We start from the raw sequence: 22,749 nt of genomic DNA, 5'->3' as shown, positions 1-22,749 counted from the left end.
GTAAGAGAGCCGGGTGATTTATTTCATCCGGCTTTTTTATTGATTGTATATTGTATTAATGTGCAGCGTGTCACCCTCTGCCCGTAAAGGTACGAGTTGTAGTTTGCTTCGGCTTATATAGTAGGTATTGGTAAAAATGCTGTCAGTAATTTTAAGAATATCGCTCCGGTTAAGATACAAGGTATCATTTTTAATGGTATAATCTCCCTGATATGCGTCAGAACCATGATTCCAATGTGTTTTTGCAACAAATGTTTCGTTTTTATATAACGTAAGGTTGCCACCATATCGAACAGGAGATGTTGTTTCAATCTCCATTATAGGATTGATCCAGAATTTTCCATTGCCATCGCCTGAATTTAAAATTAATTTTGATAAAGAAAGGAAACTTATTAACGTTACAGGGACTATAAAGTCAGCTTCCTTCCTCCCTTTTATGGCGAGATAAATATTTTTAGTTATCCATATCAATGCCATTATCAAAATTATTACGGCTATAAAATAGAATACAAAATTAGTGTAAACACCTATGCTGTAATCGCCCACCGGTGCAATTACCCACACTCCAAATAAGCAGAGGCTGATAAAGATGCAGTAGGATATAGAAATTTTCATTAAAGTGAATTGTAAGGTTGGTGATGCATTCAACGTTAAATTGAACACAGTATTGCATTCATATAATATTTACTTCGCACTCTCATCAACCTCAATCTCCAAAGACAATGATTGCTGATAAGGACAGCAAGTTTAATCCCATGTAAAAGCACAGAATAACGGGTATTTTTTTCATTCAATATTCTTATAGCCGAGTAGCATAATCAATTATTATTAATCCGCGTTACCTTATCTATACCGTCAATCTTCCTGATGTTTTCTATAAGTTTTTTCAGGATTGTATTGTTTTGTACCACAACGGTAAGTTGCCCGTTAAACACGCCGGCATTGCCGCTAAGCGATATGCTTTGTATGTTTACGTGCATATTGTTAGAAATTACCTTAGTAAGCTCATTTGTAAGCCCCAGGCTGTCCATACCCTGTATTTTTAGCGTTGCCTTAAATTCTTCCTGGCTGCTGTCTATCCATTTGGCCGGGATAATGCGGTAGGCGTAGTTGCTCTGTAGCCTTATGGCATTGGGGCAGTCTTTTTTGTGGACTTTTATCCCCTCATTTATTGTTACAAATCCAAAAACCTCATCGCCCGGTATTGGGTTACAGCAACTGGCCAGTTTATAATCGAGCTTGTCTTCGTTTTTGCCAAACACCAAAAGGTCATAATTTCGGCTTATCTCGTCTTTTTGCACCTGTTCCGGTGCTACTACCGGCGATTTCTTTATCTTACCCTTAAAGAAGTTCATAAACGTATTGCTCTTAAGGGCTGCGTAGTCCTTAAGCTGCTGGTTGTCTATGGTACCTACACCTATCCGGAAAAACAGGTCGAGGCTGGTTTTTAATTTAAAGTAGTTAACCAGCTCATTAACTACCGCCTCATTAAGCGTTATTTTTAAGTGGCGTAACTTACGGGTAAGCAATTCCTTACCTTCTTCCGCAATTTTTTTAGTATTTTCGTTTAGTACATTTTTAATCTTGTTCTTTGCCCTAGCGGTGGTTACATAATCCAGCCAGTGTGAATTTGGCTTTTGGTTTGCCGATGTTATTACCTCTACCTGGTCGCCGCTGTTCAGCACGTGGTTAAGCGGCACAAGCTTGCCATTAACCCGCGTGCCCCTGGTATGTATGCCCACCTCTGAATGTACGCTGAATGCAAAATCCAGCGAAGTAGCGCCTTTAGGCAGCGATTTTATCTGGCCCTTTGGGGTAAATACATATATTTCCTTGGCGTATAGGTTAAGCTTAAAGTCTTCAACAAAGTCTACCGCGTTAGATGATGTGTTTTCAAGCGCCTCCTTAAGCAGGTTCAGCCAGGTTTCCAGCCCGTGTTCCTCCTCACTGCCGTTAGCGCCCTGCTTGTACTTATAGTGCGCCGCATAGCCTTTCTCGGCAACTTCGTCCATACGCTCGCTCCGCACCTGTATCTCTACCCAGCGGCCCTTAGGCCCCATCACGGTAATGTGCAGTGCCTCATAGCCGGTACTCTTGGGAGACGATATCCAGTCGCGCAGCCTGCTGGGGCTGGGGCGGTAATGGTCTGTTACTATCGAATATATTTTCCAGGCAAGAAATTTTTCGTCATGGGTGTTTGACTTATAAATAATACGCAGTGCAAACTTGTCATATACCTCGTCAAAGGTTACGCCCTGCGACAATATCTTTCGCCGTATGGAGTAAATAGACTTTGGCCTGCCCTTTATAGTATATTCTATGCCTTCCGCGGTTAGCGATGCCTTCAACACGTCGGATATTGCCTTTATATAAGCATCCTGCTCTTCCTTGGTTTCCTTTATCTTGCCCAGGATGTCGTTGTATACTGCGGGTTCGGTATACTTAAGGCCCAGGTCTTCCAGCTGGTTTTTAATGTTATACAGCCCCAGGCGGTGTGCCAGCGGGGCATATATATACAGCGTTTCCGAAGCTATTTTTGCCTGTTTGTCTTCTACCATGCTGTCCATGGTCTGCATGTTGTGCAGGCGGTCGGCCAGTTTTATAAGTATTACGCGCACATCATCATTAAGGGTAAGCAGCATCTTGCGGAAGTTCTCTGCCTGCATGCTTATTTCCTGGTCGGTTTTTACCTGGGCTATCTTGGTGAGCCCCTCTACAATCTGAGCCACCTTAGGGTTAAACATCTTCCTGATGTCCTCAACGGTAATGTTTGTATCTTCTACAACATCGTGCAGCAGGGCAGAGGCTATAGATGTGGCGCCAAGGCCAATTTCTGACGCTACAATTTTGGCCACCGCTATAGGGTGGAAAATGTAGGCCTCGCCACTTTTGCGGCGCTGGTCTTTATGGGCATCAACGGCCACATCAAATGCCTTGCGTATCAGTTTCTTATCTTCCTCGGTAAGGGTCTGGTAACTAATGCGCAGTAGTTCTTTATATTCTTTGGCAATTGCCTTATTTTCCTGCTCGGTATCAATCTCTATCATACGGTCTGTCATCTGCATTAAAAGTACGGAAAATATTTATGAATTACAAGAGCGGAATTGCGTTGCACGGTAGGTTATTTGGATATTTTACAGGAGTAAAATAAGATGCGTGAAGCAAAAAAAGCCCCGCAAAATGCGGAGCTCTTTAGCAGACACTGAGAAAAACAAAAAATAATTAGTTTATACCTCCTGATACATTGATTATCTGGCCGGTAATCCATGCGGAAGCATCGCTGGCAAGGAATGTAACGGCGCGGGCTATATCGTCAGGCTGGCCTATGCGGCCCAGTGGGGTTGTGGCAACTATAGCCTGTTCAAACTCGCTGCCGGAGAAGCCAGAACTTTTAGTACCTTCAGTTTCAGTAAGCCCCGGGGCCACCACATTTACACGGATCTTTTTAGGCCCAAGTTCTTTAGAAAGGGCTTTAGAGACAGTATCAAGCGCGCCTTTAGTGGCAGAATACACGGTTGAATTTGCAAACGGGTTCTGGCCCACCACAGAGCTGATATTGATAATGCTGCCTCCGGTTTCAGGAAAATGCTTAACTGCGTGCTGCGCTGTAAGTATAGGCCCGTATACATTTGTAGTAAACTGGCGGTCATATTCTTCGCGGGTTATCTCTTCAAGAGCGCCCCACTGATAAATACCGGCGTTGTTTACTAATATGTCTACCCTGCCGTATGCTTTTACCGCTTCGTTAAACAGGCGTTTTACATCTTCAGCTTCAGATACGCTGCCCTGTACGGCAATTGCCTTTCCGCCGCCGGATGTTATGTGGTTAACGGCGTTATCTGCCCCTGCCTTATCTGAGGCATAATTTACTACCACTGCCGCTCCGGCCGCAGCTAAATCTTTTGCTATTCCGGCTCCTATGCCTTTGCTGGCGCCTGTTACTATGGCTACTTTGCCTTCTAACTGTAAACTCATGGTTATCGAATAATTAATTTATATATTTATATTTATCTATGTAAATAAGTCAAAAAATAGGCAGAAAATCCTGCCCTTGTTTGCTTATAATTACACTGCAATATTACGAAATAAATAAATACATTTAAATTTTTCTATATATTATTTTCAACCAGTGAATTTAAAAAAGTTATGTAATGGCCAAATACCTCTTTATCAATACTGTATTTAATATTACGTCCTTCTTTTTCGGGTATGAGCAGCCCGGCATCAACAAGCTGCTTAATGTGGTGCGATACAGATGGTTGCGCAAGGTCGAGCATATCGCAAATTTGTGCGCACGGCATCCATTCCAGTCGTTTTACCTCCTGCATTATACGCAGCCTGTGCGGGTCGCCCAGTGCTTTTGATATGCGTTCTATTTCTTTTGGCTTCATATTCAGATTGAAAAATGCAAATTTATCAATTAAAATCGTGATTACCTAACGGCAGTATTTTTCCAGCAGGCTTTTTTCGATTCCCTTTGCCACAGCGCGCTTATAGAACAGCCCGAAAATGGGCGCTATGGCCTTTGCAGCAGGATTAGAAAAATGAGTGTCGCCCCAGGTGTACATTATCGCGGTATGGTAAATATTCTTAGGGATTTGGTTTTTAGTTACTGTAAGCCCATCGTTAACCATACCAAACATTGCCTTTAAAAAATCTTCAAATTTTGGCTGGCCCGGCGTAAGCTTTACCCTGAAAATAATATCTTCAGTACTGTCGTTATAAAAACGATGGTGGGTGCGGGGCGGCACCACAAAGCTTTTGCCGGGTGGCAGATGCAGCTTTACACGCCCTTCCTGTAACCCAAGGCTGCCTTTTACAGCAAAAAATTCTTCCGAAAATTTAGTATGGTAGTGCAGGGGATTACTGCCTCCCGGCTTCAGGCATACCTCAAAGTGCGTATAGGCACCATCCGTATCGGCAGCACTTTGCAGTATAGTAGTATACTCGCCGTTTATGGGGTTGTGGTATGTTTTAGGGTTAGCCATCAGTCGCAGCTAAATTCGCACACTATCCTTTGCAGCTTATTATCCTTAAAATAAAACTTCCATTCGCAATCGGCTTCTGCTTCCGGAGGCAGCAATGAAATCACCTGAGTAGGCTCGTCATTTTCATCGTATTCTGTTACCATAATAAGCGCCGCATCAGGGTAGGTTTTGCTAAAGCTTTTAAGGGTAGTGGTATGGTCAAACCAATCGTCTTTTTGCTGGAAGTACATATTTTTTCGGGGTGTAAAATCAAGCTCCCTAAAGTTCATAATACCGTTGTCCATTTCATAACGGGCACCTTTGTAATATACCATTTTTACATTGGCTTCGTCGGCAGTGCCGCAGGTCTGTCCCGGTTCAGCGTCTGCAATGCGGTCGGCTTTTTTATATATTTTCTGGAAGTCGCTGTACGATACCGTAAGCGGCAGCCTGTTACTCACCTTTGCGGTTTCCCAGCTAAAGGTTTCGTCCTGAGCATGGCAGGTAAGTGTTAATAAAAGTGCAGAAAGGAATTGTAAAAACTTCATGGTGTAAATTTACTAATATCTTCTTCAGGATTCTAAGCCGGCCTGAAAATCAAGGAAATCTTTTTTGTGCGTAAAAAACTGTTTGCTTACCGACTCGTTAAACAGCCTTAATGCATCAAAAAGTATACCCAGCGCATTTTGATTATAAGTGCCACCGGCAAAATAAATATAATTTTTATCAAGGTACTGCTGTATCTTTTGTACTGTTTCTTCAGGAATATAATCTTTATATGCAGCTTCTGAAATGTATTGCTGCATTACTTCCTTAAGCTTAAGTTCATGGGGAAATAACCGCCTCAGGTTGTTTTCAATTTCATTTATAACGGTAGAAGTATTTAAAAACTGCACGTGCTTGTACACGTTGTTTATACAGGTAAATGCTGTAGCCTGAAAGTCGTTAAAGCTTATGTAGGTATCAAGTAACAGCTTGTATTCTTCCGCTGTGCCTTTCAGCCGGGCTTTACTGTAAAAATACTGCACTATCTTAGTGTTATTATCGTCTATCGCTGCCTTAAATTGTTGTAGCTGTTTTTCGAGTTCCGGCAAAAGGCTGTCAATATCCGTTTTGCTGTAACGTTTGCCGTCGTAATCAAATGATTTAACACCTGTATTGCCGGTTTTTACCTGCTTTAATATTTCAATATCATTTTCTATTCCAATAGCGTTATATACCAGTTCGATTTTTTCATTACTGAACAATTCAATTGCGCTTGTAACTGTGCTTTGGCCCTCATAATCTGATACGTTTATTTTGCTGAGGTTGGTATCATCAAAATAATTGTTATACATTTTTGAAAACGAGTTATTCCCGCGCTCTTTAGTATATTCCTGTTCAAAATCTTCATACGTATGCCAGCTTACTGCCCCATCATAATTTACCGCGCTAAACAGCTTTTCGGTAATGTCCCGCTGCATTTTTTCAGGATTTGAAAACAACGTCATTGCGGCAGTGCCGTTTTGCTGCTTGTCGGGCAGGTTCAGGCTTATTAACCTGTTTATGCGGTCTTTGTTGCTGGGGTGGCTCATCCACTGGGTGCCTATCTCTATTTTAGATTTATTAAACCTGCTTCCATGCTCATAGGTTAGTAAAGGCAGGCCGTCTTTAAATGGCAGGTCAAATTCTTTTGCCAGTACCGACATGGCAAAAAACTGCTTGGGGAATATATTTTGCGGCTTCAGGTTTTGGGACGCCCTGTTGCCGTAAAAACTGTAAATTTCATTTAATGATTTGCTGGCCAGTTCCATGCGTACCAGCGAAGTTATAAGCGTTTGTGGCCCGGCGATGTTTGCAGCCACCTCATCCGCATGAAACTCCATCTCGCGCGAAAGTGCCATATAGCTTATATTTACCACCTTATACACCTGTTGCAGCGTAAGCTGTATACCATATACTATGCGCATGCCTGCTATTATGGGCAGCGACATTGCCGCGTGTATATTGGCCAGTTTGCTTACAATATTAGTGTATCCTTCATTTTGGTACAGCATGTTGTGTATTATATAATTTACGTTATACACATAACTGCCTACCTTCATGCTGCGCTGCGAAAAATGCCCAAACTCATGGGCTATAATGCCTTTAAGTTCGTCTACTGTTACGGTATTCATTAGCCCAAGGCCGATGTGCAGGTTTTTGCGTACGGGCAGGAACATACTCCAAAATCCGGAATCGTAAAATACAGAGGCGTTTACCTCGTGGGAGATATAAACTTTTTTAGGAAAATCAGTACCGGCCTGTTCTACGACGCTGTCTATAAGCGCAAATATGCCCGGCTCTTCGTTACGGGTAATTTCGGTAAAGCCGGAAAGGTCGGTTTTATTGCGGGTAAACATAAATTTAATAAGGAAGAACAGGGTAAGCAAACCTACACCCACGCAGCCCAGTGCCAGCATTATGGTAATGATGCTTACATGAAACGATAATATATAAATGGCAGCATAGCCGCACAGTATGGCAAGCCCCACCGCGAGCGCCATAAGCGCTATGTAGGTTGCTACAAATAAAACAATAGATAAAATAGCCCGGTAGGCTTTCTTTTTAAATTGGGGGGTAACGGCTACATTCTGCATACGCTAATTGGTGGTTGGTTAATTATTATTTAAAATCGCGCTGGCGTTTCGCTTCAAATATAAGTATAGCGGCAGCAACCGAAACGTTCATAGAGTCGATAGCGCCCTGCATAGGTATGATAATGTTTTGGGTAGCGGCATAGCGCCATGCCTGGGTTAAGCCGGTAGCTTCGGTGCCCACCACAAGGGCGGTACCGGTAGTATAATCCTGCTCATGATACAAGGCGGAATCCTGTAGGGTAGCGCAATATATATTTATATTTTTTGATTTAAGGTAGGCAATAACTTCGTCAGTAGTGCCGGCTGCTATCTGGTTTGTAAAGAGGCAGCCCATACTGTTGCGTACTATGTTAGGGTTATAAAAATCAGTTTTGGCATTGGCAATAATTACCGCGTCAAGGTTTGCCGCGTCGGCAGTGCGCAGCATTGCACCAAGGTTACCGGGTTTTTCGGGTGCTTCCATCACCAGGATGAGTGGATTTTCTTTCAGTTGTAAGTCTTCAAGATTAAGGCTTTTTGTCTTGGCAATGCCTATCACACCCTCGGTACTGTCGCGGTAGGCCAGTTTTTGATACACTTCGCGGTTTATTTCTATACGCTCGGCATTGGCTCCGGCCAGCTGCGATACCTGCTGCTCGCTGAGCATATCGTGCACAAACAGCACCGTTTCTATCTCGTACCCGCCTTTACGTGCCAGTTCCAGCTCGCGCTGGCCTTCTATTAAAAAAGTACCGCTTTGTTTGCGGGCCTTGCTTTTTTCCTGAAGCTGTACAAGTTGTTTTATAAACGGGTTCTGGGCGCTGGTTATTTGTTTCATGGTTAAGTATGTGCGACAAATTTACCTTAAAAATTTTAAATACAGCCGTTCCTTCACTTCCATAAAACTGCGGTGGTTTAGAGGAAACTCCAGCAGCACGTGCCCAAAGCTGAGCAGGAACAGCCATTTAAGCCCGGTTTTATAATCTAATATATACAATGCCACTGAGGCTACCCATACGGCGATTATCGCCACGAGGTTAATACGTTTTGTATTATGCCATTGTATTACCGATGTTTTGCTGAACCAGTTGAGGTAGTGGTAGGTGTATGCAAAGGCAATAAAACGCATTACCTTGATGCCTGTGGTGGAGAAATAAATCATCAGGTCGGCATTAGTTAGGGAGGAACCGTCCGGAGTAGGTAAAATGGTGCCGTTTTGTGCGCCAAACATACCAAACAGCGCCATGAGTACTTTGCTCAACTTCCTGAAGCTACTATAGTTATTTTGAATGGCTTCTCCGGCTATTTCCATATTAAGTCCGGTACCTGCAAAAAGTGTTACAAGCGCACAGGTTACAAACACCCCTAATGATATTTTACCCGTAGTGCTGCTTGATTTCAGTGCGCCTATCAGTATAAAAAGGCCCGTAAACACAAACACGTGTATTATGGTAGGCATTAGGGTAGAGAAAATAATGCGGAAATACGTATTGAGCCCAAAATAAAACAGTGCGCCTACAATGGCAAACAGCATGGTAAACACTACTTTTTGCCTGTTGTTTTTTAACGTAATAAACCCCAGTGTACCAAAAAATACTATGAATGTAAGCAGCGGCACGTACCTCCGCAGTGGCGATTTAGTGAGTATCAACAGGCCTATTATGGCTATTAGCAGGTAGATAAAGCCATACTCATACCGGTTTTGTGTAAAGTACTTTTTTTTGTGCAGCCAGTTTATTTCAGTAAGATAATGCAGCGGACCCAGGAACGCGTACACAAACAGGAAGGTACTAAACGGCAGTAAAAATGCAGGCACTAATGACAGCAGCATCAGTGCTATATTGAGCCTGTCGGTTTCTAAAACAGTAAGCCTTCTCATAATTCTCCTGCATTTTATGGCTTATAATATTCCGCGTGCCTTTATTTCAAGGTATTTATTTATGCTTTCTACGGTAAGATTTTCCGGTTTTGTAAGCACCGAATGGATGCCATATTTTTTAAGTTCCTGTACAATGAGCCTCTTTTCAAAAGCAAATTTCTCGGCAATTACCTGGTCATAAATCTCGCGGGTGTTTTCGGCCTTTTTCTGTATGAGGTGGTCCAGCTCTACATTCTCAAAAAATACCACCACAAGCAAATGGTTTTTAGCTATGCCTTTAAGATAGTTCATCTGCCGTTTAAGTCCGTCGAGCGTTTCAAAGTTGGTATATAAAATAACCAGGCTGCGCTGGGTAATATTCTTTTTTATTTCGGCATAGAGCCTGCTGTAATCGCTTTCAAAAAAGTTGGTAGTTACATTATATAACCCCTCCTGAATTTTTTGCATCTGTATGGGGCGCCTGTCGGCAGGTATAAAGTTCTCTACCTTTTTACTAAATGAGAACATACCGGCTTTGTCCTGTTTTTTAATGATAACGCTGCTCAGTACTAACGATGAGTTTACGGCATAGTCCAGCAGGCTCAGGCCGTTAAACGGCATTTTCATTACGCGGCCTTTATCTATGGCCAGATATACACTTTGCGACCGCTCATCCTGGAACTGGTTTACCATAAGCTGGTTTTTCTTGGCCGTAGCTTTCCAGTTAATGGTGCGAATGTCATCGCCGGAAACATATTCCTTAATCTGCTCAAACTCCATGGTATGGCCCAGGCGGCGTATTTTTTTGATGCCGTACTCAAACAACTGGTTACTAAAAGCCATCAGTTCATACTTACGCAGTTGCTGATATGAAGGGTAGGTGGGTACCATGGCACCTTCGCCAAAGGCAAACCTCCGGGATACCAACCGCAGCGGGCTTGATACATAAATGTTTAATTTGCCAAAATGGTATTCGCCGCGCTCTACCGGGCGTAAAAAATAACCAAAGGCTATCGCCTTACCGGCAGGCACATGCTTTACCAGGCTAAAGTCGCGCACCTGGAACTGAAACGGCATTTCGTCAATAACCTTCACGCGTACCGGAAAACTATAGCCGTTTTCTACCGTTATGGTAACCTGGTTATCGTCGCCGTTACTGAATTTTTCAGGTGTTTTTCGGCTGGCCTCCATACGGTGGTTGCTTAAAAAAACAAGCAGGAAATCTACCAGGACAAAACCTAAAAACAGGTAGGTAACAAGCCAGGTAGCCTTATATAACGCCGGAAAAAGATAGGACAGTAAAAACAGCGCCAGTATACCCATAAAAAGGTAAAAGGCGAAATTATTAATATAAATCCCCTTGATAAAAGCGTATATGCGTTTTAAAACATCCATTAACGCGGAATTTCTACGGTATCTACTATCTGCTTGATAATCTGCTCGCTGGTAAGGCCTTCCATCTCACGTTCCGGCGCTACCACCACGCGATGCTGCAGTACCGGTATGGCGGCATCTTTAATGTCATCGGGCGTTACAAAATCGCGGCTCCTTAGCGCAGCATAGCCTTTTGCAGCGTTCAATATGGCAATTGACGCCCTTGGCGAAGCGCCCAGGTACAGGAACGCATTTTCGCGGGTGTTAACCACTATCTTGGCGATATATTCTATAAGCTGCGGCTCTATCACTATTTGTTTTACAATATGCTGAAAGCTGATAATGTCCTGCTGAGTAAGTACCTTGCGGATATTGCCTAATTTATCGTGGTCCTTAAGGGCATTTTCACGCTGTAATATGGCTATTTCCTCATCAATTTTAGGGTAGCTGATGTTTATTTTGAATAAAAACCTGTCCAGCTGGGCTTCGGGCAGTCGGTAGGTACCTTCCTGCTCTATGGGGTTTTGTGTGGCAATAACCAGGAACGGTGCATCTAAAATATAGGTTTCGCCCTCTACGGTTATCTGGCGCTCCTCCATTACCTCAAACAGTGCCGCCTGTGTTTTTGCCGGGGCGCGGTTTACCTCATCTATAAGTACAAAGTTTGAAAAGATAGGCCCCTTTTTAAAATTGAATTCTGATTTTGAGAGGTCAAATACCGATGTGCCCAGTATATCGCTCGGCATAAGGTCGGGCGTAAACTGTATACGGCTAAAATCAAGCGAAAGCGCTTTGCTCAATAGCTTTGCGGTAATGGTTTTTGCCACGCCGGGCACCCCTTCAAGCAATACGTGGCCGCCGCTCAGTATGGCTACAAGCAACTGGTCTACCATTTTATGCTGGCCTACTATTACAGAGCCTATTTCATGTTTTACGGCTTCTATACTACTGCGCAGGGCGTTAAGGTCGAGCCTGGTACTAAAGTTAAGGGTCTCGCTTTCGGGTACGGCCACAACAGGTACTTCAGGCGCTTCGGGTACTCCTAATGTGTCTGGCACCGGGGGCACTATATTTTCTAACGGGCGGTGCTCATTGTTTTCCGGTTCCTGGCCGGGGGCGGTGTTTTCAAATTCTGTCATAACCTGAGTTTTTCTATGGCTTTATTTATGGCTGCCAGATCATTGGCAGTACTTGTAAAATTATTGCGGTGCTTTTTTATCAGGCCTACCGCTGTGGTAATATCGTTTATGGATTTGCCGCTTTTAAGGTGCAGGCGTTCGATAAATTTTTCGTCAAGGCTAAATGTGTCAATAAGATACTCATTACGCACATGCTCCAGGAAATAGATAATTTTTTTATCAATTATGGTATGGTGGTCGCCTTCCTGAAAGTACAGGTTGCCTATGGTCTTAGCAAAATCTATAGTAGTGTTTGTAACCGGGTTGATAACCGGCACTACCCGCTGCCGGCGCCGTGCGTTAAAAAATATAAATATAAGCAGCGCCAAAAGCCCAAGGTACCAAAAAGCCCTGAATGCGGGCTGGTTAAGAAAATAACTTAGTTTAGACCTTTTATCCTGGTAGGTAGCGTTACCCACCTGCCACAATACCGCACCCTTAGGTATGCCTGCTAAAACGGACTCTGTATACTTATAATAATCATCCTTAAGCAGGTAGTAATTTGTAAAGGCGGCGGGCTGGGTGTGCAGTATAATGCGGCCATAGCCAAATTTTGCCTCTACAAAGTTAGGTAGCATGGCTTTCTTATTTTTTTGGTAGCCTTTTATAGTGATGCTGTCATTGCTAACCTTAAGGCTGTCGAAATAAGTAAACAGCCGGCCTTCGGCAAACTCATATTTCATGCTGTTATTATCGGCCAGGCTAAGGTTTAGGGTATCCCGGTTTTTGTGTGTGGCCACTGTAAGCCCCAGTGTGTCAAGTATTATCTGTGGGAACTCGGGCATTGATAAGAAAACCGTATTGCCGTAATCGGCATAATTAAGCAGCGACCGTGCCGACTCATCATCCATTTCATTCTCGGCCGTAATTTTCAGGTAGGTGCCTTTTACTGTGTAATCGCTTTGGTCGTAATCATACAAGCCGTCTATATATTCGTAAGGCGATGTATTGAATTGCTGTATGTCCTGGCCTTTAAAAAAATGTTTTGCTTCACGGTCAAAAATATACAAACCCAAAGGCCTTTTATCCGTTACGGATGCAGAGAAGGTCCAGTCTATTTTTTTTGGTGCCGATGCCTCCGCGGCGATAATTAACCCTATTAGCACCACCAGTACTGCCGAAACTATAATTATTGTTTTGCGCATGTTAAATGGTGTTTAAGGTTTTTTGAAAGGCGGCTTCGGCTTTGCCGAAACTTTTTTCGTCAATGGGGAACTCCCCATACCAGCTATGGTCGTATACATAAGAGAGGTACTTAAAATCATCCCTTAGGGTATTGTCTTTTATTTCATAATAATAGTCGCTGTTGGTTTTTTCCCAGTTCCAGTCTATAATATTTCTGGCAGCCATTTTTTTTAGCAGCCACAGGTAATAGTAGCGCAGTGCCAGCCTGTAATCGTTATTTGCTTTTGTCTGGCTTATCCGGGTTGCAAAATCTACCTCATGCAGGTTTTCTACGGTAAGGTCGTTGCTCACAATACGCTTAGACGACCGGCCAAAAATCCAGTAGCCCTCTTTTTGCAAGATGGCACGGGCTATAAAATATACTACAACCAGTAATACTATAACAGCCATAATTTCATAAATAGGGAAGCTGCGCCCTGTATTGCTGCGTGTACGGGTTTCTCCTTTACTGCCAAAAATAGCATCTAATACGCTGCGTATCCAGCTAAAAAATTGTTGCCCCCAACTGTCTCCCGCCTTTTCTTCTTTATAATTGAAATCGTCGTCGGTATAGCGTTTTTTAAAATCCCTGTCAAAAGATTTCTTTACATATACCGGTGGAGGCGGAGGTGTTGCCGCAGTTTGTTTTTCTTCGTAGCCGTCTTCTTCATAATTGCCGGAACCATACCCGTCAACAGTTGCAGAATCGCCTACCACAACAGTGTCAACATCTGCATCCTGCCAGGCGTAGTTAGATAGGGGTAATAATAAAAAAGATATATAAATAAGTATTCTGGTCACTTTAAATAGGCTTGGTTGGTTTTAAAGGCTTTTTAGGGCTTTTTTAATTTTGCGATGCACTATAAACGGGTAGATAAGATAATACCACGAAATTAGTGAAAGCGTAGATAATATTATAAAAATGTTTAATACCATGGGCATTTCTTTGCTGTAGCGGGTTACAAAGCCCTCCAGTATGCCGGCAAAAAGAATAAAAGGAAGCGTACTTAACCATATCTTGATACCGTTTTTAAACCCTGTTTTAAGCGAGTCTATGCGTGAATAGGTTTTAGGGAACAGCAGCCCGGCGCCAAATATAAATCCCGCCGCAGCGCATATAACTATAGAAAATATTTCCATAGCGCCGTGTATCCAGATACCACGCACGCTGGCCCAGAATACACCATGGTCATAAAAAAAATACTGAAATGCCCCAAGCATAATCGAGTTTTCAAATAGTTTCAAGGCAGTGCCAAAGCCACCTAAAAGTCCCAGGGCAAACTCTACTGCCGATACCTGAAGGTTGTTAAGGGTAATACCTATAGCGCTGCTCCAGCCGTCTGACGATTTGTATACCGCCACAGGGTCTCCGTTTTTAATATTTTGCAGCGTTTCATTAACATATCCGTCTCCAACAATCATTCGTAAAAGAGAATCGTCATATGAAGCAGAAAAGGCGCCGATACCTGTAAAGAGTGTAAACAGTAAAAAGGCATACAATATGTAGCGGCGGTTTTCATAGACTATTAACGGCACTTCTGTTTTAAAAAAATGTATGAGCCTGTTTTTTTCTTCGCGCTTGGTTTTATAAATCTTTTGGTAGGTTACCGCCGCAAGGTTATTAAGGTATACCACGCTTTTGCTTTTTGGGTAAAAGCTTTGTGCATAGGCAAGGTCATTAACCAGCTGGATATAGAGGCTGGCAAGGTCGTCAGGATTTTTTTTAGCTTTGCTAAAAATAGCCTGCTCAAATTCCAGCCATTTTTCTTTATTTTGTTTTATAAAAGCAACTTCTCTCATAGTAGGGCTAAAAATATAAAATTATGTCGCAACTAGCTATAACAACTACACAAAATGTTAATATAAATTTTAATACCGCGGGGGTGGGCGAGCGTGTTATTGCGTACCTTATAGACTTAGCAATATTTTATGCTTATTACTTAGTGGCTTATTCGGTAATTTTTGAATTGACCGGCTTTAACAGCTATCTTGCAGAGCAGGATTACTGGACTCAAAAATCAGTATATGGCCTATCTTGGCTGCCCATGCTGTTTTATGCGCTATTGTGCGAAACCTTTCTTGATGGGCAAACCATAGGCAAAATGGTAATGAAGATAAAAGTTATAAAAATAGACGGCTACCAGTCTTCCTTTGGCGATTACCTTATCCGGTGGATTTTCAGGATTGTAGAGGTTACCCCTCCAATGAGTATCATCGGCCTCATAGCAATGATAGTTAATAAAGACGACCGCCGCCTGGGCGACCTTGCCGCCGGTACCGCCGTTATATCGCTTAAGCGCGACATAAGTATCAACCACACTATTCTCCGCGAAATAGATACCCGCTACAAGCCTGTTTATCCGCTTGTAATAAAGCTTACCGATAACGATGTACGCATTATAAAAGAAACCTACGAAGCCAGCTACCGCCAGGCCGACTTTAACATGATGCAGAAACTACAGTATAAAATAGAGACCGTAACAGGTATAAAATCGGTAAGCGCTAATGCCACTGCCTTTGTAGATACGGTTTTAAACGACTATAATTTTTATACCCAGAACATGTAAACTTTAACAGTTAAATAGTTAAAACTTAAATAATTTCTTTTGTATATTGCCGTTAAATAATTCACAACAAAAACGACGGAAGGATATGAAAAGGAAAATGATTTTAACATTTGTCGCGGCATTGTTTTTTGGGATAGCAGCCAGTGCGCAGGAGAACGCTGAATTGAAAGAAAATTCTGAATTAACTGATAATAAATCGGTTAATGCAAATGAAGATGAGGTAGTAAATGTGGTTTCGCACAAAGTTCTGATGGGAGAAACCGTTATGTTAATCGCAAAAAAATATCACATTACCCCTAAGGATATTTATGAGCTAAACCCCGATGCAACCAAGGGGATTAGTTATAATATGATGATAAATATCCCTGCCGATAAAATAAATAAAAAGTATGACCGGAGGGCAACAACGGGCCACTTGGTTTCCGATAAGGGCGAAGAATAGGGAAAAATTGTTTTTAACGTAAAATTAGAAATAAAATCAGGCATACAGCCGTTACAAAATGTACCTTTGTAACGGCTTATTTATTATAAAACACACCGCACATGAAATTTATTTTGGTATTTGTTTTTGCATTATTTCTTTTTCCATCTGCTGTTAGCGCGCAGGGCCACCACAGTCATAAGGTTGAAAAAGGCGAAACAGTAGTAAGCATTAGCAAAAAGTACCAAATAACGCCTTACGATATTTACCGCCTTAACCCCGATGCGCGCAACGGCATACAGTTAGGCAGCACACTGCTGATACCTGACCCGCCCGTTAAGCCCCTGCCAGCAGGTACACCGGTAAAAGAAGTACCCACTAAAGTTGTAAATACAATACATAAGGTAGAGGCTAAAGAAACCTTGTACAGTATATCAAAAAAATATAATATTACACCAGAGGCGCTTGAAAAGGCTAACACGGCGTTGGTTAAAGACGGCCTTAAAGCAGGCGATGAACTCATTATTCCCATAAAAGGGAGTGGTGTTGCAGCACAGGCTGCCGTTGCCGAAAAGCAAATTGCAGCCGGGAAAGGGACTACATACATGTACCATACGGTTGAAGCGGGTGAAACGGTATACAGCATTGCAAAAACCTATGGCATGACCGTTCAGCTTGTAGAAGAGCTAAATCCCGAAGTTAAAGATTCGCTTCCCTTAGGGTTTAAGCTTAAGCTAGCAAAAAATGCCGTGATTGCAGAAAGCAAAGTACCACAGGTAGCGCCTGTAAATACCGGGGTTGTAAAGCCGTCTAACCCCCCAGTTGAGGACCTGTATATAGATTATACCGTACAGCCGAAAGAAACCATATACAGCCTGAGCAAAAGGAGCGGCCTGACCGAGCCCGAACTGATAAGTCTTAACCCCGAAATTAAAGACGGCCTGCGCGATGGAATGGTTATAAAACTACCTAAAGACAGCGGTACCTTTATACCGGGCCAGGTAGCCAGCCTTCAATCATCATTAGTAAAAACAAAACCAAAAAAACTGGCGCTTTTGCTGCCGTTCAACACCTATAGGATTGAAAGCGATACTGTAAGGGGTAAACTGCTGCGTACCGATAAGCTGCTTAACCTTACGCTCGATTTTTATGCAGGTGCGTTGGTAGCGATAGATTCTGCCAAAACACTTGGCCTGCCGCTCGATGTAAAAATACTTGATGCGAAAGAAACCTCACCGCGCAGCAGTGATGTAGCTACCCTTAAAGGACAACTTACAGGCGTAAACGCCGTAATAGGCCCATTCTTCCAGACAAATACTGAGAGTGCTGCCCTGCTGATGCCCAATGCTGCAGTAATTTCTCCCCTCGCTAAAGATACCGGCAGGGCATTGCCAAACCTGTATTACTCTATACCTACTGACGATATAATGCGCAAGGCACTGTTTGATTACATACGTAGTAAAGAAGGCAATGTAATAGCAATTATAGATAAAAAGAAAACCGCTTCTCGCGATTTTATAAAGGCAAATTATACGGCATTCCGTATTATTGACGCGGGCAGTACTGCCGAGGCGATAAAAGCCCTGCTTGTAGCAGGTAAAACAAACTATGTAATACTGGATGCCGAAAGCCTGGCCCATATTAGCGGTGCGTTACGTATTCTTACTGATGCCCAGAAGGACTATACCATACAGCTTGCGTTGCCCGATAAAACCGAGCGTTATGACCATGATGAAGTGGCGCTTGATAAGCTTGTAAAGTTAAAGTTGCTGTATCCCTCCATCACACGCGATGATAATGACGCGCAACACGAGTTATTTGCCAAAGTATTCCGGGAAAAGAACGGCTTTAACCCTACAGCCTATGCTATAAGAGGTTTTGATATTACCTTTGATACCATACTGCGCCTGTTTCAGGAGGAGGATTTTAAAACTACCATGGCGCAAAAAAACAGTGAGCAGGTAGAAAATAAGTTTATGTACCTCTCACAAGCCGGGGGTAACTACAATAACGGCGTTTACATTATGCAGTTTGAAGAAGGCCTTAACGTAATAAAAGCACAATAATAGCATGACATCTAAAGTAACTTACCTGGGCGATTTACGCACATCATCGATACATATACAGTCGGGAAGCGAAATAATTTCAGACGCTCCGCTGGACAACAACGGTAAAGGCGAGGCATTTTCGCCTACCGATACCGTAGCAAATGCATTGGCAAGCTGTATGTTTACTATAATGGGCATTAAAGCACGCGACATGGGTGTGGCGCTGGAAGGCAGCACAGCCGAAGTAACCAAATTTATGGCAGCCGACCCACGCCGTATTTCGGGTATAAAAATTGTTTTCAGCCTTAAAAGTGATGCAGATGAAAAAAGCCGCATTATACTTGAACGTGCCGCTATGACGTGCCCGGTACACCAAAGCCTGCACCCCGATATAGAAAAAGACATTACATTTAACTGGTAATCACCAGGCAGAAATAATTACAAGATTAAATTGCATGTTTGTAAAGCGAACTGTAATAACTTTAAACCTGTAACCTGAAACTTTTCTTGGACGACCAAAAACAATTTCTTATAAAGCTTGCACATACAAAAATGCCTTTTGGTAAGTACGAGGGTAAGTACCTTATAGACCTGCCCGAATATTATGTAGTGTGGTACAGTAATAAAGGCTTCCCGGCAGGTACACTCGGCCTGCAGTTGCAGCTTGTTTATGAGCTTAAGCTAAACGGGCTTGAAAATATTGTTCGCAACATAAAAGCGCAATACCCTAAGCCGTGATTAAATGCAGCAATTGTTTAATTTTTTAATGTATTCATTCTCTTATAGCTGCCATAAAAGGTTATCTCATAAATTGTTATATTAAGTCATTGTTACATTGTTTTATTCCTTTCGCAATCAATTAATTTTCGTACTTTTGCCACGTTTTTTTGCAACAACAACACAACTACAGGAGTAAAAACAATGAATCAGACTAAGTATATTTTTGTTACCGGAGGCGTTACTTCTTCCCTTGGGAAAGGGATAATTGCGGCTTCGTTAGCAAAATTATTGCAGGCAAGGGGCTATAGGGCCACCATCCAGAAATTTGACCCTTATATTAATGTAGACCCCGGTACGCTCAACCCGTATGAGCATGGCGAATGCTATGTAACCGATGATGGTGCGGAGACCGACCTGGACCTTGGCCACTACGAGCGTTTTCTTAACGTGCCTACATCGCAGGCAAATAACGTTACCACAGGCAGGGTATACCTTTCGGTTATCGAAAAAGAGCGCCGCGGCGAGTTTTTAGGTAAAACGGTGCAGGTGGTTCCGCATATTACAAACGAAATAAAGGAGCGCATGCAGCTTCTGGGCAACACCGGCAACTATGATATTGTTATTACAGAGATAGGCGGTACTGTGGGTGATATCGAGTCGCTGCCGTATATAGAGTCGGTAAGGCAATTAGTATACGACCTTGGCGAGAGCAACAGCATTGTAATACACCTTACGCTGGTACCCTATTTAGCGGCGGCAGGTGAACTTAAAACCAAGCCTACGCAACACTCGGTTAAAACTTTAATGGAGAGTGGTATCAAGGCGGATATACTGGTATGCCGTACCGAACATGAACTTAGCTCTGACCTTCGCCAGAAGCTTGCGCAGTTTTGTAACGTAAAGCGTGAGGCGGTAATACAGTCTATAGACGCTTCCACAATATACGATGTTCCTAACCTTATGCTTGAAGAAGGGTTGGACAAAGTAGCCCTTAAAAAACTTGACCTTCCTGAGAAAAACGCACCGGACCTTAGCCAGTGGAACGAGTTCCTGTTCAGGCTTAAAAACCCTAAGCATACCGTAAACATTGGCCTTGTAGGTAAGTATGTAGAGCTTCAGGATTCATATAAATCAATACTGGAAGCCTTTATACACGCTGGTTCTGCAAACGAAACCAAGGTAAATGTAATAAGTGTGCACTCTGAGTATATTGATAAAGAAAACGCAGCTGATAAGCTGGCAGGCCTGGACGGTATACTTGTAGCGCCGGGCTTTGGCGGCAGGGGTATAGAGGGTAAGATAGAAACGGTGCGCTACGCCCGTGAAAATAATGTACCCTTCCTGGGAATCTGCCTGGGTATGCAAATGTCTGTTATAGAGTATGCCCGTAACGTACTGGGCTGGAAAGAGGCAAACTCTACCGAGATGAACGAGCACACGCCATACCCGGTTATAAACATTATGGAGGAACAAAAAAACATTACTGATATGGGCGGCACCATGCGCCTGGGTGCATGGAAATGCCAGCTTGATGCAGGTACGCTTGCAAGCAACATATATAACGGGCAAAGCGAAATAAGTGAGCGCCACCGCCACCGCTATGAGTTTAACGGCGCTTACCTTGGCGAGATGCAAAAAGCGGGCCTTAAGCCATCGGGCCTTAACCCGGATACCGGCCTTGTAGAGGTTATAGAGCTTGATACGCACCCGTTTTTTATAGGCGTGCAATATCACCCTGAATATAAGAGTACCGTGGCAAACCCTCACCCGCTTTTTGTGGGTTTTGTAAAGGCTGCAGTACAGAAAAAGAACAAATAGCACGTGTAACAAAAGTAGCCTGATGCTTACTTATAGTGCAGAACTAAAAAAATAATGGAAGAAAAAAAATTAGACGTTAAAACAATTATTGGTTTCGGTCTTATCACGCTTTTGTTGTTATACATGATTTATAACAATACCGCCAAAAATGAAAAAGAAGCGCTTGAAAAAGAAAAGCAGGAACAAATAGATAAGGCTAAAAAAACTCAGATACCAGAGGAGGCTACCGCAGCTGTTGTAGCAGATACCACTGTAAATGATTCTGTAAAAACTGCAAAGCTTAAAAGTACGCTGGGTGCTTTTGCATATAGCGCTGCACTTCCATCGGCTAAAAGTAACGTTACCGAAATTAAGAACGCGCTGCTAACTATTAAGGTGGCAAATAAAGGTGGTTATATACAAGAACTTACCCTCAATAACTTTGAGCAGTTTAAAAAAGGCTCAGGGCAACGGGTTGAGCTCATTAACAAAGGTAATGCCGCACTCAACCTTCAGTTAAAAACGGCTGATAACCGCCTGCTTAACACCAGGGAAATGTATTTTGAACCTGTATATACTAAAGAAGGCCAAAACGAGGTGCTTACCATGAGGCTTAAAGCGGGTGCAAACCAGTTTTTAGAATATCGTTATGTGCTGAAGCCTGATGAGTATATGATGGATTTTTCTATCCGTTCGCAAGGTTTGGCACAAGTTGTTGACACATCTAAACCGGTAGACCTGGATTGGAGCATGAAAACCTACAGGAATGAAAACAGTGTAACCTTTGAAAACCGTTATACAAACCTTGCCTATGAGTATGAAGACGGTAAGAGCGATAAGCTCGGCCTTGGGAAATCTGAAAGCGAAAAACCGGAGGATGTAAGCTATGTGGCCTTTAAGCAACACATGTTTACGTCGGTTTTATTAACCGATACGCACTTTAAAACGGCCGACCTTACATCAGAAAACCTGGTTGCAGACGAAACTAAAGACACGATTTATACCAAAAACTTCACTGCAAAATTACCGCTTGAGTTTAAGGGTGGCGAGCTTAGTTATAACATGAACTGGTACTACGGCCCGTCTGACTATAATATACTTAATGGATATGACAGGAACCTTGACGAAATAGTACCATTGGGCTGGGGTATATTCGGCTGGATAAACCGCTGGATATTTATACCGGTATTTAGTTTGCTTAGCGGATTTTTACCCTATGGAATTTGTATTATTATATTTACCATACTGGTAAGGCTGGCCATGTCTCCGGTTACTTATAAATCATACGTATCCCAGGCTAAAATGAAAGTGCTTCGCCCGGAAATAACCGAGCTAAATGAGAAGTATAAGAACGATGCCATGAAAAAACAGCAGGAAACCATGAAGCTGTATAATTCGGCGGGTGTAAACCCTATGGCAGGCTGCTTGCCGGCATTAATGCAGATACCTGTGTTCTACGCGCTGTTCCAGTTCTTCCCGTCGTATTTCGACTTAAGGCAGCAAAGTTTCCTTTGGGCAAACGACCTTTCGTCGTATGACTCGGTACTAAAACTTCCGTTCAGTATCCCTTTTTACGGCAACCACGTTAGTTTGTTTCCTATACTTGCCTCGCTTGCCATTTTCTTTTACATGAGGATGACATCCGGCGACCAAAGCATGAGCGCTCCGCAGCAGGAAGGCATGCCGGACATGAGCAAGATAATGAAAGTAATGATTTACCTTTCGCCTATAATGATGCTTATATTTTTTAACAGCAACCCGGCAGGCTTAAGTTTATATTACTTTATATCTAACCTTATTACAATTGGTATCATGTATGTTATTAAAAACCATATTGTAAAAGAAGACAAGATACACGCTATCATCCAGGCGAATAAAACCAAGCCCAAAAAGCAAGGCGGGTTTTCTAAGCGCATGCAGGACATGATGGAGCAGGCGCAGCAGGAACAACAGAAGAGACAATTAAAGAAATAATGTTGATAAAAAGCACCCTGCGGGGTGCTTTTGCATTAATTTACGTTTGGCATTGTTTTGGTATCCGGTAAACAATAAAAAAAG

Annotated in this window: 21 protein-coding genes; 7 read left to right on the top strand and 14 right to left on the bottom strand. The window is 42.7% G+C overall.

Annotated features, from left to right (window positions below):
* Nucleotides 1-36: 36 nt before the first annotated feature.
* The 14 genes from ACLI09_RS09810 to ACLI09_RS09745 form a co-directional block, all read right to left on the bottom strand.
* Nucleotides 37-615 carry a hypothetical protein gene (locus ACLI09_RS09810; protein WP_411419438.1) on the bottom strand — a complete coding sequence of 193 codons (579 nt, stop codon included), beginning with the start codon at nt 613-615 and terminating at the stop codon, nt 37-39.
* Nucleotides 616-818: 203 nt separating this feature from the next.
* The gene (locus tag ACLI09_RS09805) at nt 819-3,047 is read right to left on the bottom strand and encodes a RelA/SpoT family protein (protein WP_411419532.1); all 2,229 of its coding nucleotides are present in this window, start codon (nt 3,045-3,047) and stop codon (nt 819-821) included.
* A 175-nt stretch (nt 3,048-3,222) separates the two neighbouring features.
* Nucleotides 3,223-3,975: an SDR family NAD(P)-dependent oxidoreductase gene (locus ACLI09_RS09800; RefSeq protein ID WP_411419437.1), complete on the bottom strand. Its 753-nt coding sequence runs from the start codon at nt 3,973-3,975 to the stop codon at nt 3,223-3,225.
* A 134-nt stretch (nt 3,976-4,109) separates the two neighbouring features.
* A complete protein-coding gene (locus tag ACLI09_RS09795; protein ID WP_411419436.1) occupies nt 4,110-4,391 on the bottom strand; it encodes an ArsR/SmtB family transcription factor in 282 nt (93 codons plus the stop codon).
* A 45-nt stretch (nt 4,392-4,436) separates the two neighbouring features.
* Complete coding sequence (locus tag ACLI09_RS09790; RefSeq protein ID WP_411419435.1) at nt 4,437-4,988, bottom strand: cupin domain-containing protein; 552 nt, start codon at nt 4,986-4,988, stop codon at nt 4,437-4,439.
* A complete protein-coding gene (locus ACLI09_RS09785) occupies nt 4,988-5,515 on the bottom strand; it encodes a hypothetical protein (RefSeq protein WP_411419434.1) in 528 nt (175 codons plus the stop codon). Before ACLI09_RS09785 ends, ACLI09_RS09790 begins: the two co-directional genes overlap by 1 nt.
* Before the next feature lie 24 nt (nt 5,516-5,539).
* On the bottom strand, nt 5,540-7,585 hold the full coding sequence (locus ACLI09_RS09780; RefSeq protein WP_411419433.1) for a M48 family metallopeptidase: 2,046 nt from the start codon (nt 7,583-7,585) through the stop codon (nt 5,540-5,542).
* A gap of 25 nt (nt 7,586-7,610) precedes the next feature.
* The gene (locus ACLI09_RS09775; RefSeq protein WP_411419432.1) at nt 7,611-8,402 is read right to left on the bottom strand and encodes a TrmH family RNA methyltransferase; all 792 of its coding nucleotides are present in this window, start codon (nt 8,400-8,402) and stop codon (nt 7,611-7,613) included.
* A gap of 21 nt (nt 8,403-8,423) precedes the next feature.
* A complete protein-coding gene (locus tag ACLI09_RS09770) occupies nt 8,424-9,443 on the bottom strand; it encodes a hypothetical protein (RefSeq protein WP_411419431.1) in 1,020 nt (339 codons plus the stop codon).
* 21 nt (nt 9,444-9,464) lie between these two features.
* Nucleotides 9,465-10,817, bottom strand: a complete 1,353-nt coding sequence (locus ACLI09_RS09765; RefSeq protein ID WP_411419430.1) for a DUF58 domain-containing protein — start codon at nt 10,815-10,817, stop codon at nt 9,465-9,467.
* Complete coding sequence (locus tag ACLI09_RS09760) at nt 10,817-11,935, bottom strand: AAA family ATPase (protein ID WP_411419429.1); 1,119 nt, start codon at nt 11,933-11,935, stop codon at nt 10,817-10,819. Before ACLI09_RS09760 ends, ACLI09_RS09765 begins: the two co-directional genes overlap by 1 nt.
* Nucleotides 11,932-13,119, bottom strand: coding sequence for a DUF4350 domain-containing protein (locus tag ACLI09_RS09755; RefSeq protein WP_411419428.1), 1,188 nt, complete (start codon nt 13,117-13,119; stop codon nt 11,932-11,934). The genes ACLI09_RS09760 and ACLI09_RS09755 overlap by 4 nt, the downstream gene beginning before the upstream one ends.
* Before the next feature lies 1 nt (nt 13,120).
* The gene (locus ACLI09_RS09750; protein ID WP_411419427.1) at nt 13,121-13,939 is read right to left on the bottom strand and encodes a DUF4129 domain-containing protein; all 819 of its coding nucleotides are present in this window, start codon (nt 13,937-13,939) and stop codon (nt 13,121-13,123) included.
* 21 nt (nt 13,940-13,960) lie between these two features.
* Nucleotides 13,961-14,938, bottom strand: coding sequence for a stage II sporulation protein M (locus ACLI09_RS09745; RefSeq protein ID WP_411419426.1), 978 nt, complete (start codon nt 14,936-14,938; stop codon nt 13,961-13,963).
* A 23-nt stretch (nt 14,939-14,961) separates the two neighbouring features.
* Between ACLI09_RS09745 and ACLI09_RS09740 the strand changes: the two genes are divergently transcribed.
* The 7 genes from ACLI09_RS09740 to yidC all read left to right on the top strand — a co-directional run bounded on the left by ACLI09_RS09740 (nt 14,962) and on the right by yidC (nt 22,665).
* The gene (locus ACLI09_RS09740) at nt 14,962-15,705 is read left to right on the top strand and encodes an RDD family protein (RefSeq protein WP_411419425.1); all 744 of its coding nucleotides are present in this window, start codon (nt 14,962-14,964) and stop codon (nt 15,703-15,705) included.
* Between the two features lie 85 nt (nt 15,706-15,790).
* Nucleotides 15,791-16,147 carry a LysM peptidoglycan-binding domain-containing protein gene (locus ACLI09_RS09735; protein WP_411419424.1) on the top strand — a complete coding sequence of 119 codons (357 nt, stop codon included), beginning with the start codon at nt 15,791-15,793 and terminating at the stop codon, nt 16,145-16,147.
* Nucleotides 16,148-16,248: 101 nt separating this feature from the next.
* The gene (locus ACLI09_RS09730; RefSeq protein WP_411419423.1) at nt 16,249-18,192 is read left to right on the top strand and encodes a LysM peptidoglycan-binding domain-containing protein; all 1,944 of its coding nucleotides are present in this window, start codon (nt 16,249-16,251) and stop codon (nt 18,190-18,192) included.
* Nucleotides 18,193-18,196: 4 nt separating this feature from the next.
* Nucleotides 18,197-18,595, top strand: a complete 399-nt coding sequence (locus ACLI09_RS09725; RefSeq protein WP_411419422.1) for an OsmC family protein — start codon at nt 18,197-18,199, stop codon at nt 18,593-18,595.
* Nucleotides 18,596-18,681: 86 nt separating this feature from the next.
* Nucleotides 18,682-18,912, top strand: coding sequence for a DUF3820 family protein (locus ACLI09_RS09720; protein WP_411419421.1), 231 nt, complete (start codon nt 18,682-18,684; stop codon nt 18,910-18,912).
* Nucleotides 18,913-19,095: 183 nt separating this feature from the next.
* On the top strand, nt 19,096-20,712 hold the full coding sequence (locus ACLI09_RS09715) for a CTP synthase (protein ID WP_411419420.1): 1,617 nt from the start codon (nt 19,096-19,098) through the stop codon (nt 20,710-20,712).
* Between the two features lie 54 nt (nt 20,713-20,766).
* Nucleotides 20,767-22,665, top strand: a complete 1,899-nt coding sequence (gene yidC / locus ACLI09_RS09710) for a membrane protein insertase YidC (RefSeq protein WP_411419419.1) — start codon at nt 20,767-20,769, stop codon at nt 22,663-22,665.
* Nucleotides 22,666-22,749 lie beyond the last annotated feature (84 nt).

The sequence above is a fragment of the Flavobacterium sp. RHBU_24 genome (assembly GCF_046613695.1).
Lineage (GTDB): Bacteria > Bacteroidota > Bacteroidia > Flavobacteriales > Flavobacteriaceae > Flavobacterium.
Note: the sequence above shows the minus strand (reverse complement) of the source record. Positions and strands in the feature narration are given on the sequence as shown.

Bases quoted from the DNA above. Each gene is read 5' to 3' on its own strand.
- ACLI09_RS09810 (WP_411419438.1), bottom strand. From the start codon at position 615: ATGAAAATTTCTATATCCTACTGCATCTTTATCAGCCTCTGCTTATTT.
- ACLI09_RS09805 (WP_411419532.1), bottom strand. From the start codon at position 3,047: ATGATAGAGATTGATACCGAGCAGGAAAATAAGGCAATTGCCAAAGAA.
- ACLI09_RS09800 (WP_411419437.1), bottom strand. From the start codon at position 3,975: ATGAGTTTACAGTTAGAAGGCAAAGTAGCCATAGTAACAGGCGCCAGC.
- ACLI09_RS09795 (WP_411419436.1), bottom strand. From the start codon at position 4,391: ATGAAGCCAAAAGAAATAGAACGCATATCAAAAGCACTGGGCGACCCG.
- ACLI09_RS09790 (WP_411419435.1), bottom strand. From the start codon at position 4,988: ATGGCTAACCCTAAAACATACCACAACCCCATAAACGGCGAGTATACT.
- ACLI09_RS09785 (WP_411419434.1), bottom strand. From the start codon at position 5,515: ATGAAGTTTTTACAATTCCTTTCTGCACTTTTATTAACACTTACCTGC.
- ACLI09_RS09780 (WP_411419433.1), bottom strand. From the start codon at position 7,585: ATGCAGAATGTAGCCGTTACCCCCCAATTTAAAAAGAAAGCCTACCGG.
- ACLI09_RS09775 (WP_411419432.1), bottom strand. From the start codon at position 8,402: ATGAAACAAATAACCAGCGCCCAGAACCCGTTTATAAAACAACTTGTA.
- ACLI09_RS09770 (WP_411419431.1), bottom strand. From the start codon at position 9,443: ATGAGAAGGCTTACTGTTTTAGAAACCGACAGGCTCAATATAGCACTG.
- ACLI09_RS09765 (WP_411419430.1), bottom strand. From the start codon at position 10,817: ATGGATGTTTTAAAACGCATATACGCTTTTATCAAGGGGATTTATATT.
- ACLI09_RS09760 (WP_411419429.1), bottom strand. From the start codon at position 11,935: ATGACAGAATTTGAAAACACCGCCCCCGGCCAGGAACCGGAAAACAAT.
- ACLI09_RS09755 (WP_411419428.1), bottom strand. From the start codon at position 13,119: ATGCGCAAAACAATAATTATAGTTTCGGCAGTACTGGTGGTGCTAATA.
- ACLI09_RS09745 (WP_411419426.1), bottom strand. From the start codon at position 14,938: ATGAGAGAAGTTGCTTTTATAAAACAAAATAAAGAAAAATGGCTGGAA.
- ACLI09_RS09740 (WP_411419425.1), top strand. From the start codon at position 14,962: ATGTCGCAACTAGCTATAACAACTACACAAAATGTTAATATAAATTTT.
- ACLI09_RS09735 (WP_411419424.1), top strand. From the start codon at position 15,791: ATGAAAAGGAAAATGATTTTAACATTTGTCGCGGCATTGTTTTTTGGG.
- ACLI09_RS09730 (WP_411419423.1), top strand. From the start codon at position 16,249: ATGAAATTTATTTTGGTATTTGTTTTTGCATTATTTCTTTTTCCATCT.
- ACLI09_RS09725 (WP_411419422.1), top strand. From the start codon at position 18,197: ATGACATCTAAAGTAACTTACCTGGGCGATTTACGCACATCATCGATA.
- ACLI09_RS09715 (WP_411419420.1), top strand. From the start codon at position 19,096: ATGAATCAGACTAAGTATATTTTTGTTACCGGAGGCGTTACTTCTTCC.
- yidC (WP_411419419.1), top strand. From the start codon at position 20,767: ATGGAAGAAAAAAAATTAGACGTTAAAACAATTATTGGTTTCGGTCTT.